Source organism: Streptomyces sp. MRC013 (assembly GCF_023614235.1).
Taxonomy (GTDB): domain Bacteria; phylum Actinomycetota; class Actinomycetes; order Streptomycetales; family Streptomycetaceae; genus Streptomyces.
On record NZ_CP094264.1, the window covers coordinates 2,910,736 to 2,924,161 of the forward strand.

The 13,426-nt window shown below is 71.6% G+C and carries 12 protein-coding genes; 5 read left to right on the forward strand and 7 right to left on the reverse strand.

Features of this window, described 5'->3' with window-relative positions:
• Nucleotides 1–22 precede the first annotated feature (22 nt).
• A complete protein-coding gene (locus LUW75_RS24970; protein WP_462933730.1) occupies nucleotides 23–193 on the forward strand; it encodes a hypothetical protein in 171 nt (56 codons plus the stop codon).
• 341 nt (nucleotides 194–534) lie between these two features.
• Here the strand turns inward: LUW75_RS24970 and LUW75_RS13400 are convergent, their stop codons facing one another.
• Both LUW75_RS13400 and LUW75_RS13405 read right to left on the reverse strand, forming a co-directional pair.
• A complete protein-coding gene (locus LUW75_RS13400; protein WP_250335800.1) occupies nucleotides 535–1,785 on the reverse strand; it encodes a DUF1266 domain-containing protein in 1,251 nt (416 codons plus the stop codon).
• Between the two features lie 345 nt (nucleotides 1,786–2,130).
• Nucleotides 2,131–2,379: a colicin immunity domain-containing protein gene (locus LUW75_RS13405; RefSeq protein ID WP_250335801.1), complete on the reverse strand. Its 249-nt coding sequence runs from the start codon at nucleotides 2,377–2,379 to the stop codon at nucleotides 2,131–2,133.
• A 315-nt stretch (nucleotides 2,380–2,694) separates the two neighbouring features.
• Between LUW75_RS13405 and LUW75_RS13410 the strand changes: the two genes are divergently transcribed.
• Nucleotides 2,695–3,501, forward strand: a complete 807-nt coding sequence (locus LUW75_RS13410; RefSeq protein WP_250333784.1) for a transposase family protein — start codon at nucleotides 2,695–2,697, stop codon at nucleotides 3,499–3,501.
• 195 nt (nucleotides 3,502–3,696) lie between these two features.
• Here the strand turns inward: LUW75_RS13410 and LUW75_RS13415 are convergent, their stop codons facing one another.
• The 4 genes from LUW75_RS13415 to LUW75_RS13430 are packed head-to-tail and all read right to left on the reverse strand — an operon-like array spanning nucleotide 3,697 to nucleotide 9,836.
• Entirely contained in the window at nucleotides 3,697–4,059 is a 363-nt protein-coding gene (locus LUW75_RS13415) for a hypothetical protein (protein WP_250335802.1), read from the reverse strand.
• Between the two features lie 5 nt (nucleotides 4,060–4,064).
• Nucleotides 4,065–8,699 carry a putative T7SS-secreted protein gene (locus LUW75_RS13420; RefSeq protein ID WP_250335803.1) on the reverse strand — a complete coding sequence of 1,545 codons (4,635 nt, stop codon included), beginning with the start codon at nucleotides 8,697–8,699 and terminating at the stop codon, nucleotides 4,065–4,067.
• Nucleotides 8,699–9,340, reverse strand: coding sequence for a hypothetical protein (locus LUW75_RS13425; protein ID WP_250335804.1), 642 nt, complete (start codon nucleotides 9,338–9,340; stop codon nucleotides 8,699–8,701). The genes LUW75_RS13420 and LUW75_RS13425 overlap by 1 nt, the downstream gene beginning before the upstream one ends.
• The gene (locus LUW75_RS13430; protein ID WP_462933793.1) at nucleotides 9,330–9,836 is read right to left on the reverse strand and encodes an SseB family protein; all 507 of its coding nucleotides are present in this window, start codon (nucleotides 9,834–9,836) and stop codon (nucleotides 9,330–9,332) included. The genes LUW75_RS13425 and LUW75_RS13430 overlap by 11 nt, the downstream gene beginning before the upstream one ends.
• A gap of 159 nt (nucleotides 9,837–9,995) precedes the next feature.
• Between LUW75_RS13430 and LUW75_RS13435 the strand changes: the two genes are divergently transcribed.
• Together LUW75_RS13435 and LUW75_RS13440 are read left to right on the forward strand one after the other, a co-directional pair.
• On the forward strand, nucleotides 9,996–11,009 hold the full coding sequence (locus tag LUW75_RS13435; RefSeq protein ID WP_250335805.1) for a C40 family peptidase: 1,014 nt from the start codon (nucleotides 9,996–9,998) through the stop codon (nucleotides 11,007–11,009).
• A gap of 146 nt (nucleotides 11,010–11,155) precedes the next feature.
• Nucleotides 11,156–11,875: a phosphatase PAP2 family protein gene (locus LUW75_RS13440; RefSeq protein ID WP_250335806.1), complete on the forward strand. Its 720-nt coding sequence runs from the start codon at nucleotides 11,156–11,158 to the stop codon at nucleotides 11,873–11,875.
• Between the two features lie 193 nt (nucleotides 11,876–12,068).
• On the opposite strand, the gene LUW75_RS13445 is transcribed toward LUW75_RS13440, so the two are convergent.
• On the reverse strand, nucleotides 12,069–12,266 hold the full coding sequence (locus LUW75_RS13445; RefSeq protein WP_250335807.1) for a hypothetical protein: 198 nt from the start codon (nucleotides 12,264–12,266) through the stop codon (nucleotides 12,069–12,071).
• Nucleotides 12,267–12,409: 143 nt separating this feature from the next.
• Here LUW75_RS13445 and LUW75_RS13450 point away from each other — a divergent pair, with 143 nt between their 5' ends.
• Nucleotides 12,410–13,285, forward strand: a complete 876-nt coding sequence (locus LUW75_RS13450) for an SCO4651 family lipoprotein (protein ID WP_250335808.1) — start codon at nucleotides 12,410–12,412, stop codon at nucleotides 13,283–13,285.
• Nucleotides 13,286–13,426 lie beyond the last annotated feature (141 nt).

Below are 13,426 nucleotides of genomic sequence, written 5' to 3' on the forward strand. Positions count from 1 at the left end.
TCCCCACTCACCGGAGACTTCCATGTCCTTCACCGTAACGCCGCCGTGGGCGTACACCCTCCAGCTCCCGCAGGATCCGCGCGGCCCCGGCATCGCCCGGCGCACCGTCCGCACCGTTCTGGCGGCCTACGGGATGCAGGCCCTGACCGCCGTCGCCGAACTCGTCACCAGCGAGCTGGTCACCAACGCGTAGCTGTACTCCGACGCCCCGTACAGCCTCCACCTGGACGCCACCGGCCCGGGGCGGCTGCGGGTGAGCGTCCGGGACGGCAACCCGTACATCCCGGCCCCGTTCCGGGGCGGTACGGCCGCTCCGGCGGAGGACGGCGACGAACGCGGGCGCGGGCTGCGGCTCGTGGAGCTGTGCCGACGACTTCGGAGCGCGTCCGCTGGGCGACGGCGGCCCCTTCGGGGAGGGCGGCGGGAAACTGCTGTGGGCCGAGTGCGCGGAACCGGCGGCGGACGCGGGTGACGGCTGACACGGGTGACGGCCGGTGTCCGTGCGGCGGACCGGCCGCCGATGGGCGGGAACCCTCAGTTCCACGGGACGGTCAGCCAGGGGCTGGCGGGGTCGGACATCAGGACGCGGTGGCCGGTGAGGGCGGTCTCGTACCACTCGCCGAACTCCTCCTCGTCGAAGTGGAGGCAGCGGCCGAGGACGTACGCGGCGGAGAAGTCGGCCCAGGAGCGGTAGTTGGTGCGGACGAGCCGGCCGGCCCGGACGACGGCCGCCTCGGCCTCCGCGAGGGTGCCGTACCGCGCGCCCAGGCCCCAACGGGCCATGCCCGCGGCCCGCCCGTAGTCCCACGCCTCGGCGGTCCGGACGTACCCGTCCTCCGGGAGCAGGCCGTCGGCGCGGAACCGGGCCTCGTAGCGGGCGATGCGGCCCACCAGCCGCCGGACCCCGGCGACGCGCGACTCGATCGCGGTGGGGGACACCGTACGGCTCGCGATCACCCCGTCGGGGGTCAACCGGGGCTGCGCGGCGGCCTCGGCCCGAGCGCGGACCACGCGCTCCGCCGTGTCGCGCCAGTGCTCCAGCGACACCGGGCCCGCGTAGTCCTGCACCAGTGAGCGACGCACCTGGAGGACGAACTCCCACACGTCGCTGACCATGTCGGCGCTCAGGAGCCGTCGCAGCGCGTTCGACCAGTCCTCGCGGGTCGTGATGCCCCACCACTCCTCCAGCCGCTGCCTCTCGTGCCGGATGCCGCCACCGTGGTAGCCCATGGTGTTCCAGAACTCGCCGTTCCGTACGGAGAGGTGGGCGCCGGTCGCGAGACCGAAGGCGACGGGGCCCTGGAGGGGGCCGCCCACGTCGAGGCGGTGCACCGCGTCCTCGGCCAGCCCGACCCGCTGGACCCTCGCGTCGTGCTGCAACCACAGCGCCCGGCCCTCGGGCGTCGCCGGGAGGACGCCCTCACACGGGCTGCCCGGGTTCACCACGAGGTACGGCGGATCTCCCGGCTCCCACACGCGGGCGAGCCAGCCGAGGCTCTGCTGGGTGAACACCGGATCCGGGACGGGCGCGGGGAGCATGCCGGTGGTGTGGACGGCCAGGCACTTGGACCTGGTGTGCGGGTTCCAGTAGGGCAGGAACAGCACGCGACCCGGCCGCGCCTCGACCTCCGCCCGGGGCTGCGCCAGGTACAGGTGGGACCGGGCCACCACGTCGTAGTAGGCGGGCCAGTCCCCGCGCAGCCGCGCCTCGTACAACGCGCGCTCGATGCCGCTGGGCGGCTGCCAGCCGGGTGGGGTGCCGTGTTGTTGGTGCGTGGGGCTCACTTCGGGTGCCTGTGGTCTGGTCGGTATGGGATTGGTGATGTGGAGATGAGGGAATCGATCCTTGTCGCCTTTGCCGGAAGCCCGCTAAGAAACGGTGCATGGTAGTCATGGGCGTGCGGTGCCCCTGCTCGCTTCAGGATTCCCCTTGATTGATTGTTCTGCGGGTTAGTGGCCGTACCACTTTTCTTGTTGGTCCTCTATCTGGCTCAGCAGGGCCTTTTGCCTGGGATCCGCAGACAGTTCGGTCGCCCTGAGTCGCAGCATCTCCAGTTCTTTCAGTGCGCCAAGGTCTTCTTCCGTCATCAAGTCGTTGTTCGTGCGATTTTCGCCGGAAGGGTGTGATGTCTAATTTGGTTTTTTCATCTCTTGGAGGGTGTCGCGCACGATCGCAATCAATTCGTCGTCGCTGACGTCGCCTTCCTCGCGCAGTGCGGGGTCGATTGAGTAGTCCTCCAGTGCGTAGAAAACTCGATCAAGGAGTCGCCCCAGAGGTTCTTTCAGTCGCTCGCGTCGTCCTAGGGCGCGGCGACGTGCTGCCAGCCAGCCCCGGGCAAAACTTTCCGGCGTAGCAGATCCCTCACACAGCGCCTCCATGAGAGAAATCTGCTCAGCAGTTGCTGACCCATACTCCACTTCTTGTAGTGAGGGCGCGTGCGGTCTGTCCGCGTACAGAGCTGTCGGCCGTCACGCGTTCCAAGAGATAGCCGTCCTCTTGAGGTGGGGCGGAGGCGAGAAAATCGCTGAGGAAAAGTTCAGTGACGTTTTCTCAGCGAAATAATCTTCGGGAAGTGGGTTGATCAGGGCGTTAAGGGTTGGGTCGGACAGCGGTGGCCCGGGTGCGGACAGACGTGAAGCCTCTGGTAGGACAGTTCTCACCACAAGATCGTCCGTTGCACCAGAGGCTTCACGTTGGTCACCTATGTTGCCATGCTCGACGTCCCGCGCCACGTGGTGGAATACGTGGCCCGGCTGCTGGCCGGCCACCGCCGCCGGATCGGCACCCCGAAGGGCTCCCGGGCGTTGAGCCCGTTCCGGCAGGCCGTCTTCGTGCTGCGCTGGTTCCGCGAGGCCGGCTGCGTGCACTGCCTGGCCCGCGATGCGGGAATCTCGCAGGCCACCGGCTACCGCTACCTCCACGAGGCAATCGACGTCCTGGCCGACCAGGCCCCCGAGCTGCATGAGGTGCTGGACCGCTGCCGCGCGCGGCAGATGAGCCACGTGGTGCTGGACGGCACCCTGATCTCCTGCGACCGTGTCGCCGGGACTACCGAGAAGGGCAACGACCTGTGGTACTCCGGCAAGGCTCGGCACTTCGCCGGGAACATCCAGTTCGTGGCCGCACCCGACGGCACCCCGCTGTGGGTCTCCGACGTCGAACCCGGATCCGTCCACGACCTGCGTGCCGCCCGCATCCATGCCCTGCCCGCCTTGTACGCGGCGGCCCGCGCCGGTCTGCCGACGCTGGCCGACGTCGGCTACACCGGCGCCGGCAAGGGCATCCACACCCCGTTCCGTCCGCACCCCGACATCGCTTCCCCGCTCGCGCCGGACAACCGCGCCCACAACCGGCTCCTGCGCGGCATCCGGGCCCTGGGCGAACGGGCCGCCGCTGAACTCAAGCAGCGCTGGCGCGCGCTGCAGCACGTCACGCTCAGCCCCAGCCGGATCGGACGCATCGCCCAAGCCGCACTCGTCCTCAACAACTCATGGAAGTGACAACCGCTGAGAAAACGTCATTGTTCCCCATGCTTCGTCAACGGTCTCGAATATTTCGGCTCGGCCTGTATCGAGGGCCCCATGGGCGGGCTTACTGGGGTTTTCGCATGCATGTTGCATCATATGAATTATGTGATGCTTTGGTTCTGCTCTTGTGCGTTCTGCGCCAGGTCTGTAGTCGAGCCCCGATGGCCCTCAAGAGGAGGACAAGATTTTCTGCTTTTCGGTCTCGTAGATCTCCAGCGCGTGAGCCTCGTGTTCGTAGTAGGACTCCCAGAAGCCAACCTGACTCCACGGTTGCGGGCGCAAGGCAAATGATCCGGTTTCGAACTGGAAATATTGCCAGGTTGGTGGTAGGCGGTGGCACGTCACGGTAAAAACTCTACTGTCGAAGAGGGCGGGGCCCTCCCCTGTGATGAATTCGACGCGAAAAGCCGTACCGCCGCCATTATGTGAGAGCACTTCGAGAACTATGTACTCCCGACCTTCTTTGAGTGCGTCGACTCCTTGGAGAACTTTCGGGTTCGGTGTTTGAGGGAGGGTAAATTTAGCGCGCATCCTGATTACCTTCTGTTCATGACTACCTTGTAGTCGTATAGGAGGATTTTGCCCGTTTCGGGGTTGTAGTAATAATGCACCTGAAAGTCTCCATAGGGGGACTGGTGGGTTCTCGTGCTGTATTTTCCCCAATCCTCTAGGCTGCTGCCATCCGCAGTCATCAAGCTTCGTACCGCAGGGTTCCCGATGTCTATGCCATCAATCACGCGACGAGACCCGGCGATTGCCTCCGCAGTAAGCCATCCTTCTTCGGTGAAGATTGATTGGGCTGATTCCCTGCGTAGTTGATCGGCGAGATTTTCCCCTTCAAGTGAACCGGATATGAAGTTTCCGTTGGCCTGCTTCCCCTCTTGGAGAGGGCAAGGCGCCAGCCCCAGCGGGTCGGTCCAGGTGTGAGGATTGTCGACGTACGCCGCCGGGTTCGGTGCCGGGGCCAGCCCGAGCGGGTCGGGGCTCAGGTATCTGGCGGTCTCCGGGTCGTAGTGGCGGAAGACGTTGTAGTGGAGGCCGGTCTCCGGGTCGTAGTACTGGCCGGGGAAGCGGAGCGGGGTGTACGTGGTGCTGGTGGAGGACCAGGTGGTGGTGCCCCACAGCGTGGTGCGGGTGTGCCAGGCGAGGGCGCCGGACTCGTCGACGAGTTCGGACGGGGTGCCCACCAGGTCGGTGACCACGGCGAAGAAGCGGGCGTCGACGGCCTCCTGCGGGGCGTCCCGGCGCAGGAGGCGCTCGGTCTGGGCGAGGGGCTGGAGGCCCTTGTGGTCCCAGGTGAGGGCGACCGGGTGGGGGAGGTCCGGGGAGTCGGTGGTCTGCTCGCAGAGCGTGGTGCCGTCCCAGGTGAAGACGGTCTCCTCCAGGACCGTCTCGCCGTCGTCCGCCAGGCGCCGCTTCGCGGTGCGGCGGCCCAGCGGGTCGTACGCGTAGCGCCAGACCGTGCCGTCGGGGGTCGTGACCGAGGTGAGGCGGTCCTCCGGGTCCCAGGTGTAGCGCCAGGTGTCCGGTCCGCGCGACAGGCGGGGCTTTTGGCGGAGGACGACGCGGCCCTGGGCGTCGTGTTCGTAGCGGACCCGGCCCGCGCGGGTGATGCGGGTGCCGGTGTACGCGCGGGGGCCCGTGGCCTCCCGGCCGGGGTGGGAGGCGGGCCAGGACGCTTCGGTCTGGTTGCCGGCCTCGTCGTAGGCGTACCGCTCCGTCCAGTCCGCCGCGCGGACCGCCGTCACGCGGCCGGCCGCGTCGAGGTCGAAGCGGCGGGGGCCGGAGAGGAGGTCGTCGACGCCGGTGAGGTGGCCGTCGGCGCGGTAGGCGTAGGCGCGCTCCTGGAGGGTGCGGCCGGGCGCGCCCACGTGCTGGCGGGTGAGGCGGCCCAGTTCGTCGTAGGCGTGGGTGAGCCGGAACGCGCCGGAGAGGTGACGGGACGTCTCCCGGCCCGCCGCGTCGTACGCGAAGGCGAGGGTGCGGCCCGACGTGGTGAGGTGCGTGCGGCGGCCCGCCGCGTCGTACGTCCACTCGCTCACCGCGCCCGTGGGCGTCGTGCGGTGCGTGCGGCGGCCCACCGCGTCGTACGCGTACCGCAGTTCCCTGCCGTTCACCGTCTCCGACAGCAGGCGGCCGTGGCGGTCGCGCAGACGGGTGAGGGTGGCGTCCGGGGAGACCGCCTCGGCCAGTTCGCCGAAGACGTCGTACGCGAAGGTGGTGACCGTCCCCGCCGCGTCCTTGCGGACGGTGCGGCCCAGCGCGTCCCGCTCGTAGCGGACCGTCTCGCCGAGGCCGTCGGTCCGGGCGGTCAGCCGGCCGGCCGGGTCGTGCTCGTACGTCAGCGTGCGGCCGTCGAAGTCGGTCTCCGACCGCAGGCGGCCCGCCTCGTCGTACTCGTAGGTCCAGGTCAGGCCCTGCGGGTTGCGGACCTCCACCAGGCGCAGGTCGGTGTCGTGGGTGAACTCGTAGCGGACGCCGTCCGGGCCGGTGCGGGCCTTCAGCAGGTCGAAGTGGGTGTACTCGAAGCGCGACACCCCGCCGAGCGCGTCGGTGTGGGTGAGGCAGTTGCCCTCGCCGTCGTAGGTCCACCTCTGCTCCGCGCCGTCCGGCTCGACGCGGCGGGACAGCAGGCCCTCGGGGGTCCACTCCAGGCGGGTCGTCGCGCCCAGCGGGTCGGTGACGGCCGTCGGGCGGCCCAGGGCGTCGCGGGTGCAGCGGGTCGTCGCGCCCAGCGGGTCGGTGACGGCGGCCGGGAGGCCCGCGGCGTCGCAGCGGACCGCGGTGGTGTGCCCGAGCGGGTCGGTCACCGACAGGAGGCGGCCCGCGTCGTCGTACGCGAACGCGGTCGTCGCGCCCGACGGGTCGGTCACCGAGGTGCGGTTGCCGCGCTCGTCGTACGTCTGGCGCACCACCCGGCCGTCCGGGTGGACGATCCGCACCGGCAGGCCCAGGTCGTTGTGATCGGCCCTCGTCGAGCGGCCGTCGGGGTGGATCACCTCGGTGAGGTTGCCGCGCTCGTCGTAGGCGAAGCGGGTCGTGAGGCCCAGCGGGTCCGTGCGGGACAGCAGGCGGTTGCGGTGGTCGCGTTCGTACCGGGTGGTCGCGCCCAGCGGATCGGTCTCGGCGACGATCTGGTGGGCGGGGTTGACCAGGTAGCGGCGGGTGGCGCCGGCCGGGGTGGTGACCGTGGTGACGCGGTGGCCGGTCTCCGGGTCGGTCTCGTCGTAGGTGAAGCGGTGGGCGAGGTGGCCGTCCTGGCCGCCCTGGGCGACGCACCTGTCCAGGTCGTCGTAGGCGTAGTCGTAGCGGCTGCCGTTGCGGTCCGTCCAGGAGGTGATCCGGCCGCGGTCGTCGTAGGCGAAGCGGAGGGGCAGGCCCGAGGAGTCGACCACGTCGGTCAGGTGGCCGTCCGTGTAGCCGTAGCGGACGAGCTCCAGGTCCGTGCCGTCCGGCGCGCCGCCCGCCAGGTGCAGGGCCGTGACGCGACCGTCGCGGGTCGTCAGCCTCAGGTGGGGGCCGCCGTGGTGGACGATCGACGCGGGGGCGCCGGCCTCGTCGTACTCGAAGGTGATCAGGTTGCCGTTGCGGTCGTCCACCTGGCCGAGCAGGGCGCGGCCGGGCCGGTGCTCGGTGAAGTGCCAGGTGCTCCCCGTCTCCGGGTCGGTGACGGTGTAGCCGCCGTCGGCGTCGCGGCTCAGCGGCCGGCGCGGGCCGTGGCCCGGGAGCGTCGGCACGCCGGGGGCGGGGTGCGGGTACGACAGGAGCAGCCCGTCGTCGCACACGAGGACCACGCCCTGCGCGTCGATCTCCAGCCGCTGGTCCGCCGTCGAGGCCCACGACGGGCCGAACCAGCGGCCCGCCCGGTAGTCCGAGGCGGCCCGGCGGCGGAAGACCAGGGGGAGGACGCCGGGGAGGACCACGTCCGTCTGGGGGAGGAACACGGCGCCCGTCGCCAGGTCGACCGGGTCGGTGTTCCCGGAGCAGACGGCGTCGTTGGTCCGCGACTGCCGCGTCGGTTCCGCCGTCCCCCGGCGCGCCGCCTGCGCCGCGTCGTCCGCGCCGTGCCGTGCCGCGCCCTTCGCCCCCGCCGTCGCCACCGTCTTGAGGCCGCCCGCGCCCTTGGCGCCCAGGAGTTCGAGGATCAGACGGCCGCCGGCCTCGCTCGGGTCCTTCTTCGCGGCTTCCCAGGCCCTGTCCAGCGCCTGGTCGGGGTGGACGGTCGTCGTCACCAGGCCGGCGAGGGTCATGCTGGTGTTCTTGTAGTACTCGGCCGGGTGCGTGACGTTGTACGGGTCGATCGGCAGGAGCGAGCGGACGAAGTTGGTCAGGCCGATCGTGCCCTTCACCACGCCGCCGACGAAGTGGGTCCTCTCGATCCCCTGGGCCATCGCGGTGTCCTGCAGGGCGGCGAGCACCGTCTGGCCCGCCGACGGGTCGGGGGCGTGCCGCAGGGCGGCCTTCACCGAGGCCGCGGCGGCCCGCGCGGCCTCGTCCCGCTGCCGGCGCGCCGCCGCGAGGACCTCCTCGGCCTGCTCGCGCGGTCCCGCCCCCGGATCGGTGAACTCCGGGGGCCTGGGGAGCGGACGGTCCGACGTGAGGGAGGCGTTGTACGCGTCGACCTTCGCGTCGTGCGCGTCGACGGCCTTCCTCGACTCCTCGCGGCCCTTCCGGTGGAGGTCGATGGCCTCCTGCGCCATGGCCTGCGCCCGGGTGAGGACCTTCGCGTACGCTCCCAAGGCGGCCGCCGCCTCGCCGCAGGCGCCGGCCGCCCGCAGCCAGTCCGCGGGCAGCATGGCCGACCTCTCGCGGAACGCGTCGGCGGCCTCGCCCTTCCAGTCGGCGGAGTCCAGGCGCCTCAGGGCCTGGCCGACCGTGTCGAAGGCGCTTTCGAAGTCGCGGAGGTTCTTGGCCGTGGCCTCGATCGCGTCCGGTCCGCCGTGCACGAGTTCGTCGGCCTGCTCGGTCTGGCCGAGGCGCTGCTCGCGTACGTCCACGCCGAGCGACGAGGCGGTCTCGTCGCCCCAGTCCTCCAGGTCGTCGGCGACCCCCTCCGCGCCGACGCTCTCCAGGAACGCCCCGGTCCCGTCGGTCGCGCGGTCGATCGCCTGGCCGACGAAGCGCTTGGTGCCGTCCCAGGCGTTCCCCAGACCGTCCCAGACGCCACCCATCAGCCCGCGTCCTCCGGTGATCCCCCGGCACGCCGGACGGCTTCGTCCGTCGGGTCGAACGCCTCGCGCTGGAGCGCTTCCATCCGCTCGCGTTCGCGGCTGTCGTAGACCCCGAGGTCCTCCAGGGAGTTCGCGAACTGGTGGTTGACGTCGTAGGCGACGTCGCTCCAGACCTGTTTCGACTGCCGGTGGGCCTCGTCGAACGACTCGCCGCTCCAGTCGGCGCCGTCGGTGGGCCTCTGGTCGCGGATCTCCTCCCAGCTCTTGGCCTGGACCTCCTCCTCCGACAGGTGGGGGTTGCCGTTGACGCCGTTCACGACGACCTTGATCGTGCCCTTGACGTACTGGTCCTGCTCGTGGAGCCCGCCCGCGGCGAGGCCGACGGCCACCGCGAACTCGTTGCCGCGCTGCATGAGGGTGCGCACGCCCCAGCCCCAGCGGTCGCAGAAGGCGCCGAACTCGTCGGCCAGGCCCCGGTGCCCCAGCTCCATCGCGGACAGCGCGAGCCCGGAGAAGCCGTTCCCCGTCGCGGCGTTGCCGATCGAGGTGAGGCCCTTCAGCTCCCCGTGCGCCTTGTCGATGCCCTCGGCCAACAGCCGGGCCGTGTCCGGCGGCAGCCTCAGTTCCGGTTCACCGCTCATGGAGTCCCCCCTCGCGCTCGTCGTCGAGATCCACCGCCGCCGCGTCCGGCACCACGCCCCGGGCCGGCGGGAACAGCACCCCGTCCGCGCCGCCCGCGTCCAGCGCCACGCCCCCCGGGACGCCGAGCAGCGGCACCATGACGTCCAGCAGCCGCGCGCCGAGCACCGTGCGGTACTCCCACACCCGGTCCGCCTCGCCCCTGGCGCGCGCGAAGCGGGCCAGGGACTCCTCGTGGGAGAAGGCGCAGATCCAGCGGACGCCGCCCAGGTCCGCCGTCCACAGGCCGCCGCCGTCGGCGAGCGGGACGAGGACGGCGGTGCGGCGGAACTCGCCCAGGAGGACGGCGAACTCCCGCCGGGCTTCAGTCATCGCGTCTGGAAATAATCGTTGCAGTCGCGGTCTCGGCGGCCGCCGCCCCGGTGCCGGAGCCGACGCACCCCGCGGCGCGTCCAGGTACGCGATCCGCGACGACCTGCGCGGTTCCCCCGTCACGATGACTTCCTCATGGTCCGCCCCCCCATGTGGCCATGAGGTGGATCATCACATGTACCGGTTTTCGGGTGCAATGAGGTTCCGTGCTCACTCGGGTAGGGGATCGACACCTAGACTGGTCGGGGCGCGGATGGCTGTCCTACTGCATACGGGGGTTTGACGGTGCGTAAGACGTGGCTGGTGGGCGGGGTCGTCCTCGGGGCCTGCCTGAGTTTCGTCGCGCTCCTGGTGGTCGGGACCTACGTCGTCGCCGCCCAGCTCGCCGGCGGGGGAGGCGTGCGGGGGGCGGTGGGACTGGTCAAGGGCGCCGTCCCGGCCGCGTACCAGCCGCTCGTGCAGCGGTGGGGGAACCTCTGCCCGGCGGTCAACCCGGCCCTCCTCGCCGCCCAGCTGTACCAGGAGAGCGGCTGGAACCCCCGCGCGCAGAGCCACGCCCAGGCGCAGGGCATCGCGCAGTTCATCCCCGGCACCTGGGCCGCGCACGGCGTCGACGGGGACAAGGACGGCGACCGGGACGTCTGGGACCCCGACGACGCCATCCCGTCGGCCGCCTCCTACGACTGCTCCCTCGCCCGGTACGTGAAGGACGTCCCCGGCGACCCCACCGACAACATGCTCGCGGCGTACAACGCCGGTGCGTACGCGGTCATCAAGTACGGGGGCGTCCCCCCGTACAAGGAGACCCGGAACTACGTCCGGATCATCCGCTCCCTGGAGAAGAGCTTCGCCCGGCCGGTCGGCCCCGTCGAGCCGTCGCGGCAGGCCGCCGGGGCGATCTACTTCGCGCAGAAGCAGCTCGGCAAGCCCTATCTGTGGGGCGGCGAGGGCACCCCCGAGCAGGGCGGCCGGTTCGACTGCTCCGGGCTCACCCAGGCCGCGTACCGCACCGTGGGCATCGAGCTGCCTCGCGTCGCCAACGACCAGTACAATGCCGGCCCCCACCCCTCGCGGGACGAACTGCTTCCCGGGGACCTCGTGTTCTTCTCCGACGACCTGACGGACTCCCGGGCCATCCGGCACGTCGGCATGTACGTCGGCGGCGGGTACATGATCAACGCGCCCTACACCGGCGCCGTCATCCGCTTCGACAAGATCGACACACCGGACTACTTCGGCGCCACCCGCGTGACCAGGGACGGGGCGCAAGCGCTCCCGCAGGGCGACGCCGGCACCTGACCGGGGCGGCCCGGCCGCGGGCCGGTATCTCTCTTCGGTAACGTCGTGTGAGTGTTTGGTGGAGCGCGGAACGCCCCCTCACACGGGTCGTTCCCCCGACTGACCGCACCCACCGCACCGCAGCACAAGGCAAGGGGCCGCAGCGCATGGCCGAACTCGCATCGGACGGTACGAACCCCGATGTCAGCCTGCTCTACGACATCAACGGGCTGGCGAAGGCCGCCCCGGGCTGGTTCGACCGCGTCATGGGGTTCGTCGGCGAGTACGGGATCATGCTCGGCCTCGTCCTCGTGGTCCTCTGGTGCTGGTGGAGCGCCCGGCGGCGCGGCACGCCGGAGGACTCCGTCTCCGCGACCGCCGGAATCGTCTGGTCGCCGCTCGCCGCCGTGATCGCCCTGCTGGTCAACATCCCGATCCGCGGCTTCGTCGAGCGCCCCCGGCCGTTCCTCGACCACGAGGGGCTGGAGGTCCTCGCGAGGGGCAAGACGGACTTCTCGTTCGTCAGTGACCACTCCACCATGGCCATGGCCGTCGCGGTCGGCCTGTTCATCGCCGACAAGCGCTTCGGCCTCACCGCCATCGTCCTCGCCCTCGCGGAGGGTTTCTGCCGCGTCTACATGGGCGTCCACTACCCGACCGACGTCGTCGGCGGCTTCGCCCTCGGCACCGCCGTCGCCCTGCTCCTCGCGCCCGTCGCCCTGACGCTGCTGACGCCGCTGACCTCCGCCCTCGCCCGCTCCCCGCGCGCGGGAAGGCTCGTACGGTCCCGGAAAGCTCCCCGGGGCGGCCCGCGGCACGAGACGGTCGCGCTGGCGGACCCGCGCCTCGGGGCGGGCGGCGGTGAGGAACGCGGCCTCGCCGCCTAGGACGGACCCCGGAGTGCCGCGCTGCGCCCCGCGGCCGGTCCGGCTCCCCCGCCGAGGGGCTCGCCGGTGGGGGCGCGGCGGGCGCGGCGGGCAGGAGGACGCGGGCGCGCCGGACCCGCCGTCCGGTGCGGTCCGGCCGGTCCGTTCGGTCCGGCCGCGGGCCCGCGGCAGCGGTGCGTGGCGGCCCGCGGCGTCATCCCTGCGCGGGCCGCTCCTGTTCCGACGTGTGGGCGGCGGCGTCCGTCCGGGCCCGTTCGCGGGAGCGGCGGGCCGGTCCGCACCAGCCGCAGGCGCAACGCGCGAGGGCGAAGGCGCCGCGTTCGGTGATGGTCGTGCGGTGCGGAACGTCGGCCGCGGTCCCCGGTGCTGATGGCGCGTCATGCGTGTGCACGGGTTCACGGTACCGGGGGACGAGGGGGCGTGACGGGGGGTGGGAGCGGTCGTTATGCGAGTGGGTCGTCCCGGTCGCCGAGATCGCGGGCCGGAGGGCGGGGCCCCGGCGGGCAGCGGCACGGTGTTGGGGGTAGGCGGGCGATGGTGGTGCGGAGACTCGGACGGGCGGGCGGCGCGGACGCCGCCGCCACCGCGGTGGCGGCGGCGGTGGCCGCGGCACTCGCCGGGTGCTCGCCGGGTGCCGCCGACGCCGTCCCGCCCGCCGCCCCGCGCGCGGGAGCGGTCGCCGCGAGCGGCGAGCGGGACGGCGCCGGGGGCGGTCCGCTCCACGCCGTGCGCTCCGCCCCCGACCTCCTGGAGCGGGCCGGCACGTCGAAGGCCGGGACGGCCCTGGAGATGACGACGGGCGGCACGCGGCTGACCATCGAGGGCGAGGGGGTCTACGACTTCCGCGCGGGCCGCGGCCGGGTGCGGATCCTGCTCCCCGAGGACGGCGACCGGCCGCGCCGCGGGATCACCGAACTGTTCACGCCGGGCGCGCTGTACATGAAGAACCGCGGCGCCGGCGTCCCCGTCGACAAGTGGGTGCGGGTCGACACGACCACCCTCGCCGACGGCAACCTGGTCACGGGCGGCGCCACCGATCCCGGCGCGGCGGCCGGCCTGCTGAGGGCCGCGCGGGGGGTCGCCCACGTGGGCGAGGCCCGTGTCGGGGGCGTGCCGGTCGCGCACTACCGGGGGACCACCGACATCGGCGCCGCCGCGAGGCTCGCCCCGCCACGGCTGCGCGGGGCGCTGGCGGCCGCGGCGAAAGGGTTCACCACGGACACGGTGCCGTTCGACGCGTACCTGGACGAGGCGGGGCGGTTGCGGAAGGTCCGCCACCGGTTCAGCTTCGCGAACGGGGAGCGGGAGGTCGACGTGGTGTCGACGACGGTGCTGTACGGGTTCGGCACGCCCGTCGACCTGTGCTTCCCGCCGCGGCGGGACATCTACGCCGGGAAGATCGCCGGTTGAGCCGGAGCCGGAACGGACTCTGATCCGTGGGGCGGGGGAGACCGCGGGAGACTATTCGGAAGGCTCCGAGAATGGCCCGGACGAGTCATGCGCGGTGCGTGTCGCGCTCCCTACTCTGGGAAGCCGACATCGGCCTGGAAG

Coding starts and splice junctions, on each gene's coding strand:
- LUW75_RS13450 (WP_250335808.1), top strand. CDS start 12,410: ATGGTGGTGCGGAGACTCGGACGGGCGGGCGGCGCGGACGCCGCCGCC.
- LUW75_RS13405 (WP_250335801.1), bottom strand. CDS start 2,379: ATGGAGGCGCTGTGTGAGGGATCTGCTACGCCGGAAAGTTTTGCCCGG.
- LUW75_RS24970 (WP_462933730.1), top strand. CDS start 23: ATGTCCTTCACCGTAACGCCGCCGTGGGCGTACACCCTCCAGCTCCCG.
- LUW75_RS13425 (WP_250335804.1), bottom strand. CDS start 9,340: ATGAGCGGTGAACCGGAACTGAGGCTGCCGCCGGACACGGCCCGGCTG.
- LUW75_RS13440 (WP_250335806.1), top strand. CDS start 11,156: ATGGCCGAACTCGCATCGGACGGTACGAACCCCGATGTCAGCCTGCTC.
- LUW75_RS13420 (WP_250335803.1), bottom strand. CDS start 8,699: ATGGGTGGCGTCTGGGACGGTCTGGGGAACGCCTGGGACGGCACCAAG.
- LUW75_RS13415 (WP_250335802.1), bottom strand. CDS start 4,059: ATGCGCGCTAAATTTACCCTCCCTCAAACACCGAACCCGAAAGTTCTC.